The organism is Sphingopyxis sp. LC81 (genome assembly GCF_000756375.1).
Taxonomy (GTDB): Bacteria; Pseudomonadota; Alphaproteobacteria; order Sphingomonadales; family Sphingomonadaceae; genus Sphingopyxis.
Genome location: NZ_JNFD01000044.1, coordinates 1 through 22,503 on the forward strand (window position 1 = coordinate 1; position 22,503 = coordinate 22,503).

Sequence of the window (22,503 nt, forward strand, 5' to 3'; positions counted from 1 at the left end):
GGGTAGTTCGTCGGCAGCGTCGGATGTGAATAAGAGCCAGCGGCGGGGGAGGCGGCGGGGGCTTGGGCGCACAGGCGGCGACGCTCGCCAGCAGACCGGCTACGATGATCTTACGCGACAGTTTCATGACCCACTCCCCATCCGCATATTATGCGGGATCAACCCCGAGCGTGCAACGCCGCTTCGGCCTGTTGCACCAGAGATGCGACGATTGCTGCCGCGCTCTCTTCTTCCGATACCATACCGACAGATTGCCCTGCCATTAACGAACCATTTTCGACGTCGCCGTCGATCACCGCGCGGCGCAGCGCGCCCGCCCAATAATGCTCGATTTCCAGCTGTGCTTCCATCATGTCGACGTCGCCCTTGTCGAGCTTGTTCGCGACTTCGCGCTGCTTGGCGGTAAAGGCCTCGGTCCCCGCATTTTTGAGCGCTCGGACCGGGATCACGGGCAGGCGCGGGTCGATCTGGACGCTCGCGACCGCTTCGCGTGCCGATGCGCGCATGAACGCCTTTTTGAAATTGGGATGCGCGATGCTTTCGGTTGCGCAGACGAAGCGTGTGCCGAGCTGGACACCCGATGCGCCCATCTCCAGATAGGCGGCAATCGCTTCGCCGCGGCCGATACCGCCCGCGACAAAGACCGGAACTTCATCGGCCAAGGTGGGCAGGATTTCCTGCGCCAGCACGCTCGTCGACACCGGGCCGATATGGCCGCCGGCCTCCATCCCCTCGATCACCAGCGCATCGACACCCGAACGGACGAGCTTTTTCGCCAGTGCTAGCGTCGGGGCGAAACAGATGACCTTGGCGCCCGATGCCTTGATCGCCTCGAGGCTGCCCTTGGGCGGCAGGCCGCCCGCGAGCACGACATGGCCGACCTTGTGCTTCGCGCACACGTCGATCAGTTCGAAGAGCTGCGGGTGCATGGTGATCAGGTTGACGCCAAAATTGCGCTTCGCCAGCGCCTTGGTCGCGGCGATTTCGGTGTCGAGAAGCTCGGGCGTCATCGCGCCGCACGCGATCACGCCGAACCCGCCGGCATTGCTGATCGCGCTGACCAGATGGCGTTCGGAAACCCAGCTCATCGCACCACAGAGGATGGCATAGTCGCTGCCGAGAAGCTCGGTTCCGCGGGCCATCAGATCGTTAATTTTGCTCATTGAGCCAGCCTTTGCCAGCACTGGGACTCGCGCGCAATCCCTAGCGTCGTTGCGGGCGTCGGCCCGTCGCATGCCTGAATCCGTTCGGCGCGGTCCGTTTGGCGCAACAACCCAACCTTTCGGCGCAGAAAGCAAATCAATCATTGTCTACTAAATTACTTGGCATATGCTTGGCCGGCGAATCCACGAGGGAAAGGAATTATCATGAGCGCTATCAATGAAGTCGCCAAAGGCGGCTCCGAAGACGTGCCGCGCGCCATTCAGACCGTGCTCGAAGCACTCGACAAGCTAAAGTTCGGCGCGATCCAGCTGACCGTGCATGAGGGCCGTCTGGTGCAGGTCGATGTGACCGAGCGGCACCGCTACCCCAACTGATTTTTGAGCTCCCAAAGGGGACATGCGTCCCCACTTGCCGCAGACCGGACCGCCGGATGTGGTGATTTCTTATGCAACAGGAAATGACCCATGACTGCGAAATATCCTTCGGTCCGCCGCCGCGTGCGGGCTTCGTCGCTTACCTTGTCCTTCTTGCTCGCGTGCGCCGCGACGCCCGCCGCCGCCGCCAATGAGGCTGCCGCAACTGACGACGCCGGGGCGGCAACGTCGGCAGCCGCTGACGATGCCGCTGCGCAGGCCGAGGGCGGCAGCTATGGCGGCGAAATCATCGTCACCGCGCGCCGCCGCCTGGAAACCGCGCAGGACGTGCCGATCGCCATCTCGGTCGTCGCGGGCGAACAGATCGACAATACCGGCAGCTTCAACGTCGGCCGCCTGACCCAGCTGGCGCCGACCCTTCAATTCTATTCGTCGAACCCGCGCAACACGGCGGTCAATATCCGCGGTATCGGCGCGCCGTTCGGCCTGACCAACGACGGGATCGAGCAGGGCGTCGGCATCTATGTCGACGACGTCTATTATTCGCGCGTCGCCTCCTCGACCTTCGACTTCCTCGACGTTGCGCAGATCGAAGTGCTGCGCGGTCCGCAGGGAACGCTTTACGGCAAGAACACCACGGCCGGTGCGATCAACATCACGACCAACCAGCCGACCTTCGACTTCGAGGGCAAGGCCGAGGTCAGCATCGGCAATTTCAATTTCAAGCAGGCGAAGGCCGCGATCTCGGGTCCGCTGTCGGACACGCTCGCGGCGCGCATCGCGGTGTCGTCGACCAGCCGCCGCGGCACCATCTATAACGTCACGTCCGATCGCTGGACGCAGAGCCAGGATAATATCGGCATCCGCGGGCAATTGCTGTGGCAGCCGAACGACGATCTTAGCATCACGCTCTCGGGCGACTGGAACAAGCAGGACGCGGTGTGCTGCAGCTCGGTCTTCGTCCGCACCGGCGCGACGCAGCGCCCGCTGAACCGCCAATATGCCGCGCTCGCTGCAGCACAGGGCTATGTGGTGCCGAGCACCAACCCCTATGACCGGCTGACCGACCTCGACGCGAACCTCAATGCCGGCAACGAGATTGGCGGCGCGGCGCTGCGCGTCAAATGGGACATCGGCCCCGGCACGCTGACCTCGGTCACCGCGTGGCGCTATTGGGATTGGCAACCCGAAAACGATCGCGATTTCACCGGCCTGCCGATCGTCACCAAGTCGCAGAACCCGTCGCAGCAGGACCAGTATACGCAGGAACTGCGTTACAATTACACCGGCGACCGCTTCGACTTCGTGCTTGGCGGCTTCTATTATTACCAGCGCATCGACACGCAGGGCACCGAAGCGCACGGCCCGGCGTCGAGCCGCTGGACGCTTAATCCGACGAGCGCGCTCGCCAACAATCCGTCGGTGCTGAACGGGCTGACGGCGATCAACACGCAGTATCTGAAGAACACCAGCGCGGCGCTGTTCGGGCAGGCGAGCTGGAAGATCACCGACCAGTTCACGATCCAGCCGGGCGTTCGCCTGAACTATGACAAGAAGGACGGTTTCTATCAGCGCCGCGTTTTCGCGGGCGATGGCACGCCGGTCGTCTTTGGCCCGACCGACGCGATCACCGTCGCGCGGCTCGGCGTGTTCGCGCCGCAGGAAATCTCGCCGTCGTTCAGCGACTGGAACTTCAGCTATGATCTGACCGCGACGTACAAGGCGACGCAGGATCTGCTGTTTTACGCCACCTATGCCAAGACGTTCAAATCGGGCGGCATCAACCAGAACGGGGTTCCGAGCGACGCCGCGAACAACCCGATCCTCGACGCGGCGACGGTGAAGCCCGAATCGGTCAACCATTATGAAGCGGGCGTGAAAGCCGAATTCCTCGACCGCGAGGTGACGCTGAACCTCACCGCCTTCCGCACCGACATCAAAAATTATCAGGCCAATGTGAACAATGGCCAGTTCGGCGTGCTGCGCGGCTATCTCGCCAATGCGGGTAAGGTGCGGACGCAAGGCGTCGAGTTCGACTTTTCGGCCCGGCCGAGCGAGCGCTTTCGTTCCTATGTCAACGGCGCCTATACCGACGCCAAATACAAGCGCTTCGTCGACGCGCCGTGCCCCCCCGAACTTTCGGGCGGCACCACGGTCGGCGCGGGACAGACTCCGGGTGCGCCCGGCCGGCCCGGGCTCAGCCCCGCGAACTGCGACATTTCGGGCCAGCGCCTGCCGGGCGTGTCGAAATGGGCTTTCTCTTTCGGAGCGGAGGCGAATGCCGAATCGAAGCTGTTCGGGCAGGACGGCCAATTTTATCTGGGATATGACGGCAGCTACCGGTCGAGCTTCTCGTCGAACCCGTCGCCGTCGGCCTACACCTGGATCGAGGGCTATTCGCTGTCGAACTTCCGCGCCGGGTTCCGCACCGAGAATGGCATCGACATCTTTGGCTGGGTCCGCAACGCGTTCGACAAGAAATATCTTGACCAGCTGAGCGTCGGGCCGGGCAACACCGGTTTGATCGTCGGCCTGCCGGGCGACCCGCGGACGTGGGGCGGGACGATCAAGGCGAGCTTCTGAGTCTCCAATTATCAGCGCCCAAATGAAAAGGGGCGGCCCGCGGGCCGCCCCTTTCTCATGCAGCCTGTGTCAGCGCTGCTGCGGGTTCTGGCGGCCCTGATCGGGACGCTGGTCGCTGCCGGGCTGGCGGTTCTGGCCGCCCTGCTGCTGTTGCTGGCGGCGCTGTTCTTCGTCGCGGTCCGCCTGCGGTTTCTTTTCATTCGGTTGGTTGGGGGTGTTAGCCACTTTCCATCTCCTTTTGCCGCGCAAAACATAATCATGCGGCATTCGGAACAACCCGCCGGGCCGGGCCGATGTTCCGCCATTCGTCGCGTTTTCGCCGGGCCGTGGCGGTTGAGCGACAAGGTCAGCGAACATCTTCGCGGCTGGGGCGTTGTAATCGGACCACTCAATCACTGAATTCACCTTATTCGTTTAGGTCGATTGGCCGGCGCGGCCTATCCTCCCCGGGTCAGAGCGAAAGGATGGTGTGACCGACTCGGTGCTTGCCTGCACCGAAACCACCCGGCGACCTCGAAGTCGTCGGCTCGTCATGCGCCGGTCATCCGGCCGCGTCAGCATTCCCAAACCATAAAAGGAGAGACTGCATGAACGACCCAACCCCCATCGATCCCGCGGGCGGCTGCCCGATCCACCAGCCCGGCGGCGCGCGCGCGCTGCTCGGCCGCACCAACAAGGACTGGTGGCCCGAGATGCTGGCGACCGAGATCCTCAACCCCAATGGCGCATCGAACCCGCTGGGCGCCGATTTCGATTATGCCGCGGCGTTCAAGTCGCTCGACTATCAGGCGCTGAAGGACGACCTGACCGCGCTGATGACCGACAGCCAGCCGTGGTGGCCCGCCGACTACGGCCATTATGGGCCCTTCTTCATCCGCATGGCCTGGCACGCCGCGGGCACCTATCGCACCGCCGACGGCCGCGGCGGCGCCAACAGCGGACAACAGCGCTTCGCGCCGCTCGACAGCTGGCCCGACAACGGCAATCTCGACAAGGCGCGCCGCCTGTTGTGGCCGATCAAGCAGAAATACGGCAACAAGATCAGCTGGGCCGACCTGTTCATCCTCGCCGGCAATGTCGCGATCGAAAGCATGGGCGGCCCGGTGTTCGGCTTTGGCGGCGGCCGCGTCGATGTGTTCGAGCCCGAGCGCGACATTTACTGGGGCAGCGAAGACAAATGGGTGAACCAGGGCGTGCAGACGCGCATCGCCCCCGAACATGGCTTCCACGAGATCGAAGGACCGCTCGCCGCGATCCAGATGGGCCTGATCTACGTCAATCCCGAAGGGCCGCAGGGCAATTCGCACGACAATGAAGGCATGGCGCGCGACATGAAGGAAACCTTCGCGCGGATGGCGATGAACGACGAGGAAACCGTCGCGCTGACCGCTGGCGGTCATACTTTCGGCAAGGCGCACGGCAATGGCGACGCCTCGCTGCTCGGCGCCGCGCCCTCGGGCGGCGACCTGGCCGCGCAGGGTTTTGGCTGGGTCAGCGGCCATGAGAGCGGCGGCGTCGGAGAACATACGGTCACCAGCGGCCTCGAAGGGGCGTGGACCAACACGCCCGACAAATGGACCGACAATTTCTTCCGCCTGCTGTTCGACTATGATTACGAGCTGGTGCAGTCGCCTGCGGGTGCCAACCAGTGGCAGCCGATCAACCAGAAAGAAGAGGATATGGCGCCCGCGGCGTGGGATCCGAACCTGAAGGTTCCGACGATGATGACCACCGCCGACATGGCGCTGAAGCGCGATCCGGCGTACCGCAAGATCAGCGAGAAATTCCGCGACGATCATGACGCGTTCCGGGATGCCTTCGCGCGTGCGTGGTTCAAGCTGACGCACCGCGACATGGGCCCCAAGATCCGTTACCTCGGTCCCGAAGTCCCCGCCGAGGATTTGATCTGGCAGGACCCGATCCCCGCGGGCAGCAAGCCGTCGGATGCCGATGTCAAAGCGGTGAAGGACAAGATCGCCAATAGCGGGCTGACTGTCAGCCAGCTGATCAAGGCCGCCTGGGCGTCGGCGAGCACCTATCGCAAGTCCGACTTCCGCGGCGGCGCCAATGGCGCGCGCGTCCGTCTGGCGCCGCAGAAGGACTGGGAAGTCAACGAGCCCGCCCAGCTCGCCAAGGTGCTCGATACGCTCGACGGGCTGCGCGGCAATCTGTCGATCGCCGATGCGATCGTGCTCGGCGGTGTCGTCGGGCTGGAAAAGGCGATCAAGGATGCGGGCTTCAACGTGTCGGTGCCCTTCACCGGCGGTCGCGGCGACGCGACGGCGGAACAGACCGACGCCGACAGCTTCGCCGTGATGGAGCCCGAGGCCGACGCCTTCCGCAACTATCTCGGCAAGAAGAAGCTGGCAGTGAAGACCGAGGAGATGATGCTCGATCGCGCCTCGCTGCTCGGCCTGTCGGTTCCCGAAATGATCGTGTTGATCGGCGGGCTGCGCGTGCTCGGCGCCAATCACGGCGAGCGCGGGCATGGCCATTTCACCAAGCGCTCGGGCCAGCTGACGAACGACTTCTTCGTCAACCTGCTCGACATGACCAATGTGTGGAAGGCCGTCGACGGTTCGGACGACCAGGAATATGTCGCGACCGACCGCAAAGGCGGCGGCGAGACATGGCGCGCGACGCGTGCCGACCTGATCTTCGGTTCCAACGCCGAACTGCGCGCGGTCGCCGAAGTCTATGCCGAGACCGGCCATGAAGAGAAGTTCGTGAAGGACTTCGTCAAGGCCTGGACGAAGGTGATGAACGCCGACCGCTTCGACCTCGCCTGATCTTCTGGCGCCGCTGTCCCCGCATATGCCGCGGGGGCAGCGGCGGCCGTACAAGACGACGGGTCGCGGCCCGCCCCCGGGGACATGGGCCTGGGGGCGGGTCTTCTTTTTGGGCGAAGGAGCGGCTCCGCAGCTGGCCGCCACAACGCGACGCTTCACCGCAAGCAATGTTAACAACGTCAATTTATCCTTGACGCCGACGCGATCCGCAATCAATGTTTACGTCGATAACATTGAGTCGGAAAGGACAAGCGGATGAAAACCTTGCTCTACGCGCTCGGACCGATGCTGTTCGACTCGCTCGGCGTCCTCGTCTTTGCGGTGCTGCTGGTCGCCGGTGCGGGAATCGCGCCCGCGACGATCGCAGGCACCGTCGTCGCGCTCGCGGTCGTCGGTTATGAGCTGGTGCGCGGCAAGAAGGTCGCGGCGCTGCAATGGATCAGCCTTGCCTCGGTGCTTTTCACCGCCGCGGCGACGCTCTTTACCGGCGACCCGCGTTTCGTGATGGCGAAGCCGACGATCGTCTATCTGATCGTCGGGACGGTGATGCTCCGCCGCGGCTGGCTCAATCGCTATATATTGCCCGAACAGCTCGCGATCGTCGGCGACGTAATGGACCGCTTCGGGATGATCTGGGCGGCGTTGATGTTCACGAGCGCGGGATTGAACCTCGTCATCGCGCTCTTCTTCACCGCATGGTGGCCGCTGTTCATCGGGATTTTCCCGCTCGCGTCGAAGTTTGGCCTGTTCGCGATCCACATCGCGGTAGTGCATGTCATCGGGCAGGCGCGGCTGCGCCGCCGCGCTGGCGGCGAGCTGCAACCGCTGGTGGCCGAATAGCTTACTCGGCGTCGAGCCCGTAGGCGGTGTGCAGCACGCGCACCGCGAGTTCGGTTTCGTCCTCGTCGATCAGCACGCTGACTTTGATCTCGCTGGTCGAGATCGCCTGGATGTTGATGCCGCGGTCGGCGAGGGCACGGAACATCGTGCTCGCGACCCCGGCGTGGCTCTTCATGCCGACGCCGACGACGCTGATCTTCGCGACCTTGTCGTCGCTGATGATGCGGTTGAAGCCGATCTTGTCCTTCGCGCTCTCGAGCAGGTCGATCGAGCGGAGAAGGTCGATGGCGGGAACGGTGAAGGTCACGTCGGTCTCGCCCTTTTCGCGGCCGACATTCTGGATGATCATGTCGACGTTGATCCCGGCCGCGGCGAGCGGGCCAAAGATGTTCGCGACCGCGCCCGGCTTGTCGGGGACGCGCGTGACGATGATCTTCGCTTCATTCTTGTCGTGGGCGATGCCAGTGATCAGCTGCCGTTCCATCTGATGTTCCTCTATTTCCTCGTCGCTGACGATCATCGTGCCTTTTTTGGGAGCCTCGTCGCCCTCGACGAAGCTCGAGAGCACCTGTACGCGCACGCCCTCTTTCATCGCGAGCCCGACCGAGCGGGTCTGGAGCACCTTGGCGCCGACGCTCGCGAGTTCGAGCATTTCCTCATAGGTGACATAGTCGAGCTTGCGCGCGCGCGCGACGATGCGCGGGTCGGTCGTGTAGACGCCGTCGACGTCGGTGTAGATGTCGCAGCGGTCGGCCTTGAGCGCCGCTGCAACCGCGACCGCGCTGGTGTCGGAGCCGCCGCGGCCGAGCGTCGAGACGCGGCCGTCGTCCATCAGGCCCTGGAAGCCCGGGATCACCGCGACCTCGCCCTTCGCCATCGCGGCGCCGAGCGCGCCGGTGTCGATGTCGGTGATGCGCGCGCGGGCGTGGGCTTCCTCGGTGCGGATCGGGAGCTGCCAGCCGAGCCAGCTCCGCGCGGGGGTGCCCATCGCCTGCAAGGTCAGCGCGAGGAGGCCCGAGGTGATCTGTTCGCCCGCGGCGACGACGACGTCGTACTCTGCGGGGTCGTAGCGGGGGTTCGCCTCGCGGCAGAAATTGACGAGCCGGTCGGTTTCGCCCGCCATCGCCGAGACGACGACAGCGACCTCGTTGCCATTGGCGACTTCGCGCGCGACGAGTTTCGCCACGGTGCGAATCCGCTCGGTGCCCGCCATCGACGTGCCCCCGAATTTCATCACGATCCGCGCCATGTCGCCCCGCTTTCCTGAATAAGTTTCAGCCGCAACTTTTCCGAGCATTTCCGCGGCGCTCGCGTCGTTAGGCAAGGGGAAGGGCGATGGCAAGCGCGCGAACGTATGCGCGCGATAGAATTTCTTGCATGGCGCGAGGCACGGTGCCACATCGCGAGGCATGAGCGCCGCCACGATCAACCCGCACGAAGCCGCCCATTTCGGCGCGCTCGCCGCCGACTGGTGGGATCCGCACGGCTCGTCGGCGATGCTGCACAAGCTCAACCCGGTGCGGCTTGCCTATATCCGCGACCAGATAGACGCGCACTGGCATGTCGATGCGCGCGAGCGTTATGCGCTGGCGGGCCGCGCCGCGCTCGATGTCGGTTGCGGCGCCGGGCTGCTCGCCGAGCCGCTGGCGCGCATGGGCGCGAAGGTGATGGGTGTCGATGCGGCACCGGAAAATATCGCTGCCGCGCGCGATCATGCGGCGGGGCAGGGGCTCGCGATCAGCTATTTTGCCGGCGAGCTCGCCGCGCTGCCACCCGCGACCTTCGACCTCGTTACCTCGATGGAGGTCGTCGAGCATGTCACCGACCCCGCCGCCTTTATCGGGGAACTCGTGGCGCGGCTTGCGCAAGGCGGGCTGATGATCCTCTCGACCCCTAACCGGACTGCGCTGTCGAAGCTGCTGCTCGTCGAGGCGGCCGAGCGGATCGGTGCGGTGCCGCGCGGGACGCACGACTGGGACCAGTTCCTGAAGCCCGAGGAGCTCACCAAGCTGCTCGAAGGCGCGGGGCTGGAGGTCATCGACCGCACCGGCCTGTCGCCGTCGGCGGCGAAGGGCTTCAAGCTCGGCGGCAGCGAGGCGCTCAACTATCTGGTCGCGGCGCGGTGGCCGGGCTGAGCCGCGACCCGCGCGTCGACGCCTATATCGCGAAGGCGCAGCCCTTCGCGCAGCCGATCCTCAATCACCTTCGCGAACTGGTTCACAAATACGCCCCAGGCGCGGAAGAGACGCTGAAATGGGGCGTGCCGGCCTTCGTGCTGAAGGGGCAAAATCTGGCGGGCATGGCGGCGTTCAAGGAACATGCGACCTTCGGCTTCTGGCGCGACGAGGAGGTCACCGGATCGCCGCGCGATACCGGCGCGATGGGCAGCATGGGACGGTTGGCATCGCTGGCCGATCTGCCCTCCGACACCGAGATGGCGGCGTTCATAGCCAAGGCGGCGGCGCTCTCTGCCGAGGGCAAGCCCAAACGCCCCCCGCCGAAGCCAAAGGCGGCGCTCGACCTGCCCGCCGATCTCGGCGCGGCGCTGAAGGCCAATGCCGCGGCCCAAGGCCATTGGGAAGCCTTCTCGCCCGGAAAGCGCCGCGACTATATCGAATGGGTGATCGAGGCGAAACGCGATGAAACGCGCGTCAAGCGCATCGAAACCACCGTCGCGCAGGTCGCCGAGGGCAAGGACCGGAATTGGAAGTATAAGGGCCGCTGACGAGCTCGTCGCCCCCGCGAAGGAGTGAAGGGTCGGGTTGTCCCCCGGACAACCCTTGGACATGCGGGGCATGTCCAACCCTTAACTGGCCGCTATCGGTGCGGCGCAAGGCCGCCAGCGACCCCTGCCTTCGCAGGGGCGACGGTCAAAAGTCGACGTCTTCGTAGTACTTAGGCGGGCTGACGATTTCCATCCGCTCCGCCAGCAATGGCCGAAAACTCGGCCGCGATTTCAGCCCCGAATACCAGCCCTTGGTCTGCTCGTGCCCCGTCCAGTCGATCCCGCCGAGATAGTCGGCGACCGAGATATGCGCCGCGGCGGTCAGGTCGGCGAGGCTCATCGTCGCGCCGGCGAGCCAGGTGCGGTGGTCGATGAGGTAATCGACATAATCGAGATGGTTGTTCGCCGCCTTCATCGCCTCGCGCAGCGCGCCGCCGTCGGGCGGCTGGCGGTGGACGATGCGTTTCTGCATGCGCTCGAACAGCAGCGGGCCGGTGACTTCATAATAGAAATCATGGTCGAACCATGACGTCAGCCGGCGGATTTCGGCGCGGTTCGCCGCGGTGCCGTTGATCATCGCCTTGCCTTCGACGGTTTCCTCGAAATATTCGGCGATCGCCATGCTGTCCATCAGCACCTGGCCACGCGCCTGGTCGACCATCACGGGGGTGCGCCCCGCGGGGTTCAGGTCGATGAACTCGTCGCGGCGCTCCCACGGCGATTCGCGCACCAATTCATAACCGACGCCCTTTTCGCCCAGCAAAAGGCGGACCTTGCGCGAAAAGGGACAGAGCGGGAATTGATAGAGTTGCCACATGCCCCCGGCATAGCGGCAGCGGGGCGCCGCGCGCAACGGCTATGGCGCGCGGAAAGTCGCGGATTGTGGATTAGGCGTCAGCGACGCGACGCCTCGCGCTCGCGTTCCCATTGCGCCGCAAAGTCGCGCGCCATGTCCTTGAGCACCGGCGCATAGGCCGCGAGCGCCGAGGCGGCGTGCCCCGCCATGCGCGTTCCCGCGCGGACGTCGGCGCCCATGCGCTCGGCATATTCGGGGTCGCGGCCGGTGACTTCGCCGAGCGTCGCGTCGGGCGGGATGTAGGCGGCGTCGGATTCGGGGTCGATCTGCGCCACGGCTTTCGCGAGCGGGCCGACCTGCATTTGCATCAGGGCACCGACCATCGCCGTGATGGTGTCGGCCATCCGGTCCTGCGCCACGGGGTCGTTGAGCGTCGCAACGGCGCCCTGCATTTCATTGGCGGCGGCCGGCAGCGGCGCGGCGAGCGCGAGCAGGGGGAGGGCGATCAGCGCGAAACGGGTCATGACTCCATCCTTTCGAAGGACGCAAGGGTTCAGCAAAGCGGCGTTTATAGGGAAGCGACGCTTTCGCTGGGGTGAACGGGCGCGGTGATGCGGTGAAGCGTACCGCGAACGCGACAGAACAATATGGTCCGTCGCCCCCGCTTTCGCGGGGGCGACGGATATTACTCGGCCGCAACCACCTCAGCCTCTGCATCGCTCAGCGGATGCGCCAGCCTCGTCAGCATTTCCTTCGGGCAAACCTGCCAGAACTGGTCCCGCCAGCGGTCCCAGTCGGCGAGGACTTCGCTCGACCATTTGCTGCCGGTTGCCTTGGCATGATCTTCGACCAGTTCTTTCACGACGGCTTCCCAATGCGCGCTGTCGATCCGCTGCCACACGATCGATTCGGCATTGGCGCGGCGTTCGAACTGGCCGTCGGTGTCGAGGATGAACGCCATGCCGCCGGTCATACCCGCACCGAAGTTCGAACCCACGGGGCCGAGGATCACCGCGGTGCCGCCGGTCATATATTCGCAGCCGTTGGCGCCGCAGCCCTCGACGACGACCTTTGCGCCCGAGTTGCGGACCGCGAAGCGTTCGCCCGCCTGACCCGCAGCAAGCAGGGTGCCCGCGGTCGCGCCATAGAGGACGGTGTTGCCGATGATGCTGTTGTGCTGGCTGACCAGCGGGCTCGACACGGTCGGGCGCACGACGATGCGGCCGCCCGAGAGGCCCTTGCCGACATAGTCGTTGGCGTCGCCGAACACTTCGAGCGTGATGCCGCTGCACAGGAAGGCGCCGAGCGACTGGCCCGCGGTGCCGCGCAGGCGCACCTGCACATGATTGTCGGCCAGCCCGTTCATCCCGAAGCGCGCGGTGACCTCGGCCGACAGGCGGGTGCCGACGGCGCGGTGCGTGTTGCGGACATTGTACGTCAGCTGCATGCGCTCGCCGCGCTCGAACAGCGGCTTGGCATCGTTCAATATCTGCGCGTCGAGGCTGTCGGGCACGGGGTTGCGGAAGCTCGGGCCTTGCGAACGGCGCTGATCGTCGGGGGCGTCGACCTTGGCGAGGATCGGGTTGAGGTCGAGGTCGTCGAGATGTTCGGCGCCGCGGCTGACCTGACGCAGCAGCTCGGTGCGGCCGATGACCTCGTCGAGGCTGCGGCAGCCGAGCTTGGCGAGGATTTCGCGCACTTCCTCGGCGATGAAGGTCATCAGGTTGATGACCTTCTCGGGGCTGCCCGTGAACTTCTGGCGCAGCTTCTCGTCCTGCGTGCAGACGCCGACGGGGCAGGTGTTCGAGTGGCACTGGCGCACCATGATGCAGCCCATCGCGACGAGGCTCAAAGTCCCGATGCCATATTCCTCGGCCCCCAAGATGGCGGCGATGACGATGTCGCGGCCGGTCTTGAGGCCCCCGTCGGTGCGCAGGCGGATGCGATGGCGCAGACCATTGAGGGTGAGCACCTGGTTGACTTCGGACAGGCCCATTTCCCAAGGGGTGCCGGCATATTTGACGCTCGTCTGCGGCGAGGCACCTGTGCCGCCGGTGTTGCCTGCGACAAGGATGACGTCGGCGTGCGCCTTGGCGACGCCCGCCGCGACGGTGCCGATGCCCGCCGAGCTAACGAGCTTCACGCAGACCCGCGCCTTGGGGTTGATCTGCTTGAGGTCGTAGATGAGCTGCGCGAGATCCTCGATCGAATAGATGTCGTGGTGCGGCGGCGGCGAGATGAGCGTCACACCGGGGGTTGCATGGCGCAGCCGCGCAATGAACTCGGTGACCTTGAAGCCCGGGAGCTGGCCGCCTTCGCCGGGCTTGGCGCCCTGCGCGACCTTGATTTCGATCTCGTCGCACGCGCCGAGATATTCGGCGGTGACGCCGAAGCGGCCCGACGCGATCTGCTTGATATTGCTGTTGGCGTTGTCGCCGTTGGCATAGGGGCGATAGCGTTCGCTCGCTTCGCCGCCTTCGCCCGACACCGCCTTCGCGCCGATGCGGTTCATCGCGATCGCCAGCGTCTCATGCGCCTCGGGCGACAACGCGCCGAGCGACATGCCGGGGGTGACGAAACGCTTGCGGATTTCGGTGATCGCCTCGACGCTGTCGAGCGCGACGCCTTGCGCCGGATAGTTGAACTCCATCAGATCACGCAGATAGACGGGGGGCAGGTCGGCGACGCCGCGCGCGAATTGCAGATAGGTCGAGTAACTGTCGGTCGCGACCGCGGTCTGCAGCAAATGCATCAGCTGCGCCGAATAGGCGTGCGTCTCGCCGCCCGCGCGCTGGCGATAGAAGCCGCCGATCGGGAGGGTGGTGACACGCTTGTCGAAGGCGGCGCTGTGCTTGTCGGTCGCATTGATGAACAGCGACTGATAGCCTTCGCCCGAAATCTTTGCCGGCATGCCGGGGAAGAGGTCGTTGACGAGCGCGCGCGACAGGCCGACCGCCTCGAAATTATAGCCGCCGCGATAGCTGGAGATCACCGCGATCCCCATTTTGGCGAGGATCTTGAGCAGCCCGTCGTCGATCGCCTTACGGAAACGCAGTCGGCAGTCGTCGAGCGAGAGCTCACCAAACAGCCCGCGCGCCTGACGGTCGGCGATCGCGGCTTCGGTCAGATAGGCGTGGACCGTCGTCGCGCCGACGCCGACGAGCACGGCGAAGGCGTGGGTGTCGAGCACCTCGGCCGAACGCACGTTGATCGAGGCATAGCTGCGCAGCCCCTTGCGCACGAGGTGGGTGTGGACGGCGGCGGCGGCGAGCACCATCGCCATGCCGACGCGGCCTTCGCCGATCGACTGGTCGCTCAGGAACAGTTCGGAGCGTCCCGCACGGACGGCATCCTCGGCCTCGCGGCGGACGCGCGCGATCGCCTCGCGCAGCGTCGACGCGTCGCCGCCGGCGGCGAAGGTGCAGTCGATGTCGGCGACGGCATCGCCGAAATAGGCGCGCAGCCGATCCCAATCGTCGCCGACGAGCACGGGGCTGTCGATCACGAGGACGTGGTCGCTCTGCCCCTTTTCGTCGAGGATGTTCGCGAGGTTCGCGAAGCGCGTCTTCAGGCTCATCACATGGCGTTCGCGCAGGCTGTCGATCGGCGGATTGGTGACCTGGCTGAAGTTCTGGCGGAAGAATTGCGCGACGTGACGCGGCTTGTCGGAGATGACCGCGAGCGGGGTGTCGTCGCCCATCGACCCGATCGCTTCCTTCGCATCCTCGACCATCGGGGAGAGGATCAGTTCCATATCCTCCATGGTGAGGCCCGCGGCGACCTGGCGGCGCAGCAGTTCGCTCCGGTCCCACTGCGGCAGCGTCGCCTTGCCGCCCTTGGGCAGGTCGGCCATCGTGCGGAAACCCTTGACGCGCGAAGGATAATCCTGCGCGTCGGCGATCTTGTCCTTGATCGCGAGGTCTTCGTAGAGCGTGCCGTCGTCGAGATCGACCGCGATCATCTGGCCGGGGCCAAGGCGGCCCTTCTTGCGGATGCTCGCTTCGGGCAGCAGCACCATGCCGCTTTCCGACCCGACGACGAGCAGATTGTCGGCGGTCAGCGTGTAGCGCAGCGGGCGGAGCGCGTTGCGGTCCATGCCCGCGACCGCCCAGCGGCCGTCGGTCATCGCGAGCGCGGCGGGGCCGTCCCACGGCTCCATGACGCTGGCGAGATAGCTATACATCGCGCGGTGGTTGTCGGGGACGTCGCACTCGGTCGTCCACGCCTCGGGGACGAGGATCAGCTTCGCGGTCGGCGCGTCGCGGCCGGCGCGGCACAGCGCCTCGAACACCGCGTCGAGCGCGGCGGTGTCGCTGGCGCCCGCCGGGATCACCGGCTTGATGTCTTCGCTATGCTCGCCGAATGCGAGGCTCGCCATCTTGATCTCGTGGCTCTTCATCCAGTTCTTGTTGCCGCGGATCGTGTTGATCTCGCCATTATGCGCGAGGCAGCGGAACGGCTGCGCCAGCCACCATTGCGGGAAGGTGTTGGTCGAATAGCGCTGGTGGAAGATCGCGACGCGGCTCTCGAACAGCTTGTTCGTGAGGTCGGGGAAGAAATCCGCGAGGCTTTCGGCGAGGAACAGGCCCTTATAGATGATCGAGCGCGCCGACAGGCTGCAGATATAGAAGTCGGCGATCTGCGCGGCGATCACCTTCTTCTCGATCCGGCGGCGGACGAGATAGAGTTGCTTTTCGAACTCGGCGATCGACTGTTCGTCGGGCAGGGGGCCCGCGATCATGATCTGCTCGATCTCGGGGCGCGTGCGCTGCGCCTTGTCGCCGATGACCGACACGTCGACCGGCACCTGCCTCCAGCCATAGATGGTGAAACCGGCGTCGATGATCTCGGCCTCGACGATCGTGCGGCATTCCTCCTGCGCGCCGAGGTCGGTGCGCGGCAGGAAGACCATGCCGACGGCGAGGCGGTTCGGGCGCACCTTGTGGCCCGACGCCGCGATCGCATCGTCGAAGAAGCGGACGGGCAGGTCGACGTGGATGCCCGCCCCATCCCCGGTCTTGCCGTCGGCGTCGACCGCGCCGCGGTGCCACACGGCCCGCAACGCTTCGATCGCCGCCTCGACGACGCGGCGCGACGGCTTGCCGTCGGTCGCCGCGACCATGCCGACGCCGCAGGCATCGGATTCGAGGTCGGGGCGATACATGCCTTCGGCTTCGAGCCGCGCGTGATCGGGGGTGGGGTAGTGGGTCATCATCTTCGTCCTGACAGGCTGGATGCCTATTTGTTGGGTAGCTTCGAACGCTTGCTTGCATTGGCCGCCGCTTCTTCGGCGGCCTGTTGCGCGGCGAGCGACGCATTTTCGTACGCGGCTTCGAGGTCCTCGACGCGCTTCAGGTCGGCGGCCGACCAGTTGCTGCGGTCATAGGCGGGGTCGGCGACCGCGGCATCGGCCGCGTCTGCCGCCGCGGTCGCCGCATCGGCCGCCGCGTCGACGGCATAATCGTCGGCGGCCTCGACCGCGACCGCTTCGGTCGCCTCGACGCTGTCGGTCTTCCACATGTCGCGCTGTTCTTTCAGCAGCTTCACATCGACCTTCATCAGCTTGGCGAGCTTGCCGAGTTCCTTGTCGTCGAAGTCGGAGAGCTGCTTTTCCTTCGGCAGATCCTTGAAATCCTTCTCGAGTTCGGGCGCGCGGTCGATGAATTTGGTGATCAGCGGCGGCACCGCCTTGATCACCGCCAGCATCACTTCGGGATCGGCCTGCAGCGCCATCCATTCGCTCGCATAGATATTGCCGGTCGGCGTCGCGAGGAAGGTGTTGAGGTCGGTGAGCTGCGCGCCGGTGAACTTGCGCGCATAGGCCTTGGCGAGACCGCTCCGCATCGGCGGTTCCATATCGGCGAGCGCTTCGCTGATCAGCGGCTTGATCACCTTGGTGATCTGGTCCTCGCGCTCCTTGCGGTGCGGGTCGAACATGTCGGCGACCTTACCCTTGGTCGCTTCGTCGAGCTTGGCGATCTGTTCGCTTTCGACGCCGGTCTGGATCGAGAGCATCAGGTCCGACTGGCCGCCGAACTCGCCCATGATCGTCTTGAACATCTTGCCGTAGAGATTGTCGACCATCTTCTCGACGCTGCCGTTCGGGATCAGCGCGGCGGTCGTCTGCTGCGCGAGCGTCAGGCGCGCGGGATCGATCGGCGGCAGGCTGCTCGTATCGAACATTTTTTCGATCAGCGCGATCGCCTCGTCCATTTCCTTCTGCATCTTGGCCTTTGCCGCTTCGGCAGAGGCTTCGCTGTCGTCCGGGGCGGCGGTCTCATCCTCGACGGGCGCTGCGACGACCTCGGCGACCGGCGCTTCCTTCTGCGCGGCATGCGCGGGTGCGCCGAGCGGCAGCATCGCGGCGGCACCGGCAAGCAGGATCGATTGGAACGACGGCATCATATATTTCCTTCCCTGTTGGTCATGCCGCCTTCTTTTCGCTTTTCGCCTTCACCTTCAACCACTTTGCCATCTGTTCGCTGACATCGCGGCCGTCGCGGATGCCCCACACGACCAGGCTCGCACCGCGCACGATGTCGCCCGCCGCAAAAACGCCCGGCAGGCTGGTCATCATCGTCTGATGATCGACGCGCAAAGTGCCCCAGCGCGTGACCGACAGGTCGGGCGAACCGAACAGGTGCGGCAATTCCTCGGGGTCGAAGCCCAGCGCCTTGATCACCATGTCGGCGGGCACGTCGAACTTGCGGCCGGGGTCGGCCTCGGGGCTGCGGCGGCCGCTCGCGTCGGGCGCGCCGAGGCGCATGCCCGCAACCGCGACCTCTTTCACATGCTTGTCGGCGGTGAAGCTTTCGGGGGCCGAGAGCCAGACGAACTCGACGCCTTCTTCCTCGGCATTTGCGACTTCGCGCTGCGACCCGGGCATATTCTCGCGGTCGCGGCGATAGAGGCATTTCACCGACTTCGCGCCCTGACGCACCGCGGTGCGGACGCAGTCCATCGCGGTGTCGCCGCCGCCGATCACGACGACATGCTTATCTTTGGCGTCGAGGCGGCCGTCGTCGAACGCCGGAACCGCATCGCCAAAGCTCTTGCGGTTCGACGCGATCAGATAGTCGAGCGCCGCGATCACGCCGTCGGCGCTATTGCCGGGGACGTTGATTTCGCGCGCCTTGTAGACGCCGGTCGCGATCAGGATCGCGTCATGCTTTTGGCGCAGCGCGTCGAGCGTCGCATCCTCGCCGACCGCGAAGCCGAGGTGGAAGTGAATGCCGCCCTCGACCAGCCGGTCGATACGGCGCATCACGACATCCTTCTCCAGCTTGAAGCCGGGGATGCCATAGGTGAGGAGGCCGCCGGCGCGATCGTGGCGATCGTAAACATGCACCTCGTGCCCCGCGGCGCGCAGATATTCGGCGGCGGTCAGCCCCGCCGGACCCGCGCCGATCACACCGACCGACTGGCCGGTCGCGGCGCCGACGTGCAGCGGTTCGACCCAGCCCTCGGCCCAGGCGGTGTCGGTGATATATTTCTCGACGCTGCCGATCGTCACCGCGCCATGGCCCGAGAATTCGATGACGCAATTGCCCTCGCAGAGGCGATCCTGCGGGCAGATGCGGCCGCAGATCTCGGGCATCGTCGAGGTCGCGTTGCTGAGCTCATAGGCTTCTCGCAGCCGGCCTTCCGCCGTCAGCCGCAGCCAGTCGGGAATATGGTTGTGGAGCGGGCAATGCACCGAGCAATAGGGCACGCCGCACTGCGAACAGCGCGCCGCCTGTGCGTCGGCGTCGGGCGCGGCGTAGCGCTCGGCGATCTCGCGAAAGTCGCGCGCGCGTTCTTCGGCGGAGCGCTTGTCCGGATAGGATTGTTCACGCTCCACAAACTGGAGCATGCGATCGGAAGCCATGCAGTATCCCCTTCGTTGAGCGGGGAATTGCATCGGCGAAATCGGCCTGTCACGGCCAAATTGCGAGTTAGGACAGGATTGCTAACCTAAAATTGAGGGTGAATTTGCCTCAAAACAGGTTCGCGCAATTATCTTTCGTCAATTAATACCGTATCGGACCTATCTCATGCCGAGCCAGATCAGCGCGGCGACGCCCGCGATGATTCGATACCAGGCGAAGGGTGCAAAGCCGTAACGCGTGACGACCGCAAGGAAGGCCTTGATCACCGCCCAGGCAACGACGAACGAGACGAGCGAGCCCACCGCGATCAGGCCGAGGTCGTTCGAGGTGATCGCATCGCGATGCTTGAACAGCTGGAGCACGGTCGCGCCGGTCAGCGTCGGGAGCGCGAGGAAGAAGCTGAACTCGGCGGCGGTCTTGCGGTCGACCCCGAACGACATCGCGCCGAGGATCGTCGCGCCCGAGCGGCTGACGCCCGGGATCATCGCGATACACTGGACCAGCCCGACGAGCATCGATTGCCGCGCCGACACATTCGCGACGCCGCCGACGTCGGTCGTCTTGGCGAAACGCTCGACGAGCAGGATGGCAAAGCCGCCGATGATCAGCGCCCAGGCGACGACGACCGCATTTTCGAGCAATAGCTCGATGTAATCGCCAAAGGCGAGGCCGAGGATCACCGCGGGGAAAAAGGCGAGCAGCAGATTGCGCACAAAGGCGATCGCTACGGGGTCGCGCCGGAAGAAGCCGGTGAACATCTCCCAGAACAGTTTCCGGTACAGGACGACGATCGCGAGGATCGCCCCCGGCTGGATCGCGATGTTGAAAATCGCCCAGCGCGCGGCGTCATAACCGAGCAATTCGGTCGCGAGGATGAGGTGTCCCGTCGAGGAGACGGGCAAAAACTCGGTCAAACCCTCGACGATGCCGAGGATGATTGCGGTCAGCCAGATACCCATTATCGCGAGGCGAGCTCGGCGAAGCGCCCATGGCGGCGATATTGGACGAGCCAGCCCTCGGCGACCGACCCCAGCGAGGTCGGCGTGACACCGAGCTCGGCGAGGTCCGCGGCGCCCGCTGCAACGACATTGTCGCGCTGGAGCATCTGCCACTGGTCCTTGGTGATCGGTGCGCCGGGCGCCCAGCCGAAGCCGCTCGCGAGCGCCGAGGCGACGAAATCGGGAACGTCGACGAACAGCGGGCGGCGGCCGGTCGCATCGGCGACCCAGCGGAGCAGTTCGGCCATCGTCAGCACCTGCGGCCCGCCAAGTTCGAACGTCTTGCCGGCAGCGCCGCTGCCGAGCGCCGCGACGACTGCATCGGCGACATCGCCGACATAGACTGGCTGGAACTTCGCATTCGGCGCGATCACCGGAACGATCGGCGCCATGCGCATCATCCCCGCGAAGCGGTTGATGAAATGGTCCTCGCGGCCGAACAGGATCGACGGGCGCAGGATCGCGGCGTCGGCAAAGGCGGCGTGCACCGCCGCTTCGCCGTCGCCCTTGCTGCGGCCGTACGCCGAGGCGCTCGCGGAATCGGCGCCGATCGCCGAGACATGGACGAGTGCGCCGGCGCCCGCCGCCTTCGCCGCGGCGGCAACATGGCCCGCGCCGTCGGCCTGCACCGCCTGCATGTCGGCGAACGCGCCGACGAGGTTGATGACGGCGTCGCTGCCCTGCACGGCGCGCGTGATACTAGCGGGGTTGCGGACATCGCATGCCACGAACTGTGTCTGGCCGAGCCCGCCGAGCGGCTTCAGGAAGGTCGCGGCGCGCGGCTCGCGCTGCGCGATGCGGACGCGCGCGCCGCGCGTGAGCAGGCGCTGCACGACATAGCGGCCGAGGAAGCCGCCGCCGCCCAATACCGTGATCAATTGCCCGTCGAGTTTCTGCATGTCGTCCGCCTGTGATCGATTCTCTGGATGGCGCGGGGCGCGCCGATGGCCTTCCCCATGCCGCGAAGCGGGGAGGGGGGCAAGGGGCGAGCAGGGCATTATGACGCGAAACCGATGGCTTTGCGATAAAATGCACTCTGGCTCGTCTGATGCGGTTGACAAGCCGACACACGCGCCGCTAAGCGCCCGCTCCTACCCCGTGCCCAGATGGCGGAATTGGTAGACGCACCAGCTTCAGGTGCTGGCGATCGCAAGGTCGTGGAGGTTCGAGTCCTCTTCTGGGCACCATTACCCTTCTCCCGACATCCAGAAACCATCGCCACGGCAGAAATGCCGTTGTTGCCGCATGATCCTTGGCCGCAACGCATCCGGACTGGGCGCGTCAATCGGCCGAGATTTTCGATGATCCTGCAGTCCCGATGGGCTTACGCACTTTGCGCGGCGCGGCGTCCCCATTTCGCGATCGTGCGAACATACAGGAGTTCGAATAGCAGCTCGACGAGCGTCTGCGTGACGATGATGGCGGGCAGCTCCGGCATCGCACCGGGCACGGCCAGCGCCAGCGGCAACACGACGAGCGAATTGCGCGTGCCGGCGCTGAACGCGACCGCGCGGCCGCCGGGCGCGTCGAGCCGCGCGGCGCGGGCCACGAGCCATCCCGCGACGGGAGCGATCGCCGCGAAGGCGATATAGAGCGGCAAGACGCCGAGTGCCGCAGGGATCGCGGCGCCAAGCCGCGGCAGGACGGCGGCGATGACGATCGACAGCACGAGCGCGGTTGCCGGGACGGGGAGCAGGCCGAGCGCGGCGGCCGCCCGCCCACCCGCGCGGCTGCGCGCCGCCCAGAGCTGGCACAGGATCGCCAGCGCCAGGGGCAGGGCGATGAGCCAGAGAAACGCGTGGATGAACGGGCTGGCGTGGACGAGACCGGCAGCGGCCTTGCCGAGGAACGCGGCAAGATAGAGCGGCAGCAAAAGCATTTGCACGATCAGCAGCGCCGGAGTGGAGGCGAGCAGCAGCCGTGCATCGGCGCGGCCGAGATGCGCGAAGGTCACGACATAGTCGATGCACGGGCAAAGCAGCACGATCAGTACGCCGAGCCGGATGAGCGGATCGTCGGGAGCGAACTGGATCAACGCGGCCACCAGCAGCGGCACGACAAGGAAGTTGACCGCCAGCAATGCGGCGAGGAACCGGAGATCGCGAAGCGCCTGGCCCAGCGCCGCCAGTGGCACCTGGAGAAAGGTCACGAACAGCATGAAGGCGAGCGCGGGATTGATCGCCGGTTCGAGCGCTTCGGCGCCGGGTATCAGCGCGCCCGCGAGCGCGCCAAGCAATACCGCGCCGAAGTAGATCGCAACCTGCCGCGTTTCCATAAGGTCGCGCAGTTCGCCCGGCTTCATCGTTGGCGTCCCGCTCTATCGATCAATATTTCACTGGTCATCGAGCGTTCGATCTTTCGCCTGC

17 protein-coding genes and 1 tRNA gene are annotated in these 22,503 nt (G+C 65.4%); 7 read left to right on the forward strand and 11 right to left on the reverse strand.

All coding sequences use genetic code 11. The annotated features are described in order from the left end of the window. Nucleotides 1–158: 158 nt before the first annotated feature. The gene (locus tag FG91_RS18905; protein WP_037518227.1) at nt 159–1,163 is read right to left on the reverse strand and encodes an NAD(P)H-dependent flavin oxidoreductase; all 1,005 of its coding nucleotides are present in this window, start codon (nt 1,161–1,163) and stop codon (nt 159–161) included. Between the two features lie 204 nt (nt 1,164–1,367). Between FG91_RS18905 and FG91_RS21555 the strand changes: the two genes are divergently transcribed. Both FG91_RS21555 and FG91_RS18910 read left to right on the forward strand, forming a co-directional pair. After that, nucleotides 1,368–1,538 carry a YezD family protein gene (locus FG91_RS21555; RefSeq protein ID WP_081940683.1) on the forward strand — a complete coding sequence of 57 codons (171 nt, stop codon included), beginning with the start codon at nt 1,368–1,370 and terminating at the stop codon, nt 1,536–1,538. 90 nt (nt 1,539–1,628) lie between these two features. Beyond that, nucleotides 1,629–4,121 carry a TonB-dependent receptor gene (locus FG91_RS18910; protein ID WP_037518229.1) on the forward strand — a complete coding sequence of 831 codons (2,493 nt, stop codon included), beginning with the start codon at nt 1,629–1,631 and terminating at the stop codon, nt 4,119–4,121. Nucleotides 4,122–4,190: 69 nt separating this feature from the next. Here the strand turns inward: FG91_RS18910 and FG91_RS22095 are convergent, their stop codons facing one another. Then, nucleotides 4,191–4,346: a hypothetical protein gene (locus tag FG91_RS22095; RefSeq protein WP_156419693.1), complete on the reverse strand. Its 156-nt coding sequence runs from the start codon at nt 4,344–4,346 to the stop codon at nt 4,191–4,193. Nucleotides 4,347–4,708: 362 nt separating this feature from the next. Here FG91_RS22095 and katG point away from each other — a divergent pair, with 362 nt between their 5' ends. Beyond that, nucleotides 4,709–6,910: a catalase/peroxidase HPI gene (katG, locus tag FG91_RS18920; RefSeq protein ID WP_037518233.1), complete on the forward strand. Its 2,202-nt coding sequence runs from the start codon at nt 4,709–4,711 to the stop codon at nt 6,908–6,910. 255 nt (nt 6,911–7,165) lie between these two features. Next, a complete protein-coding gene (locus tag FG91_RS18925) occupies nt 7,166–7,750 on the forward strand; it encodes an inner membrane-spanning protein YciB (RefSeq protein ID WP_037518236.1) in 585 nt (194 codons plus the stop codon). 1 nt (nt 7,751) lies between these two features. On the opposite strand, the gene FG91_RS18930 is transcribed toward FG91_RS18925, so the two are convergent. Continuing rightward, the gene (locus FG91_RS18930; RefSeq protein ID WP_037518270.1) at nt 7,752–8,999 is read right to left on the reverse strand and encodes an aspartate kinase; all 1,248 of its coding nucleotides are present in this window, start codon (nt 8,997–8,999) and stop codon (nt 7,752–7,754) included. A gap of 160 nt (nt 9,000–9,159) precedes the next feature. Here FG91_RS18930 and ubiG point away from each other — a divergent pair, with 160 nt between their 5' ends. Both ubiG and FG91_RS18940 read left to right on the forward strand, forming a co-directional pair. Then, entirely contained in the window at nt 9,160–9,885 is a 726-nt protein-coding gene (ubiG, locus tag FG91_RS18935; protein WP_037518239.1) for a bifunctional 2-polyprenyl-6-hydroxyphenol methylase/3-demethylubiquinol 3-O-methyltransferase UbiG, read from the forward strand. Continuing rightward, on the forward strand, nt 9,873–10,475 hold the full coding sequence (locus FG91_RS18940; protein WP_327195873.1) for a YdeI/OmpD-associated family protein: 603 nt from the start codon (nt 9,873–9,875) through the stop codon (nt 10,473–10,475). The genes ubiG and FG91_RS18940 overlap by 13 nt, the downstream gene beginning before the upstream one ends. 145 nt (nt 10,476–10,620) lie before the next feature. On the opposite strand, the gene FG91_RS18945 is transcribed toward FG91_RS18940, so the two are convergent. The 7 genes from FG91_RS18945 to FG91_RS18975 all read right to left on the reverse strand — a co-directional run bounded on the left by FG91_RS18945 (nt 10,621) and on the right by FG91_RS18975 (nt 21,036). Continuing rightward, the gene (locus FG91_RS18945) at nt 10,621–11,292 is read right to left on the reverse strand and encodes a glutathione S-transferase family protein (RefSeq protein WP_037518274.1); all 672 of its coding nucleotides are present in this window, start codon (nt 11,290–11,292) and stop codon (nt 10,621–10,623) included. A 77-nt stretch (nt 11,293–11,369) separates the two neighbouring features. Beyond that, a complete protein-coding gene (locus tag FG91_RS18950) occupies nt 11,370–11,795 on the reverse strand; it encodes a hypothetical protein (RefSeq protein ID WP_037518242.1) in 426 nt (141 codons plus the stop codon). A gap of 161 nt (nt 11,796–11,956) precedes the next feature. After that, nucleotides 11,957–16,486 carry a glutamate synthase large subunit gene (gltB, locus tag FG91_RS18955; protein WP_037518245.1) on the reverse strand — a complete coding sequence of 1,510 codons (4,530 nt, stop codon included), beginning with the start codon at nt 16,484–16,486 and terminating at the stop codon, nt 11,957–11,959. A 23-nt stretch (nt 16,487–16,509) separates the two neighbouring features. Then, nucleotides 16,510–17,676, reverse strand: coding sequence for a hypothetical protein (locus FG91_RS18960; protein WP_037518247.1), 1,167 nt, complete (start codon nt 17,674–17,676; stop codon nt 16,510–16,512). 19 nt (nt 17,677–17,695) lie between these two features. After that, nucleotides 17,696–19,138: an NAD(P)-dependent oxidoreductase gene (locus tag FG91_RS18965; protein ID WP_037518249.1), complete on the reverse strand. Its 1,443-nt coding sequence runs from the start codon at nt 19,136–19,138 to the stop codon at nt 17,696–17,698. A gap of 159 nt (nt 19,139–19,297) precedes the next feature. Beyond that, nucleotides 19,298–20,098, reverse strand: coding sequence for an undecaprenyl-diphosphate phosphatase (locus FG91_RS18970; protein WP_037518252.1), 801 nt, complete (start codon nt 20,096–20,098; stop codon nt 19,298–19,300). Continuing rightward, nucleotides 20,098–21,036, reverse strand: coding sequence for a complex I NDUFA9 subunit family protein (locus FG91_RS18975; RefSeq protein WP_037518255.1), 939 nt, complete (start codon nt 21,034–21,036; stop codon nt 20,098–20,100). The genes FG91_RS18970 and FG91_RS18975 overlap by 1 nt, the downstream gene beginning before the upstream one ends. Nucleotides 21,037–21,237: 201 nt before the next feature. Between FG91_RS18975 and FG91_RS18980 the strand changes: the two genes are divergently transcribed. After that, nucleotides 21,238–21,324, forward strand: a tRNA-Leu gene (locus tag FG91_RS18980). 137 nt (nt 21,325–21,461) lie between these two features. On the opposite strand, the gene FG91_RS18985 is transcribed toward FG91_RS18980, so the two are convergent. After that, the gene (locus FG91_RS18985) at nt 21,462–22,439 is read right to left on the reverse strand and encodes an arsenic resistance protein (protein ID WP_037518258.1); all 978 of its coding nucleotides are present in this window, start codon (nt 22,437–22,439) and stop codon (nt 21,462–21,464) included. Between the last annotated feature and the right edge of the window lie 64 nt (nt 22,440–22,503).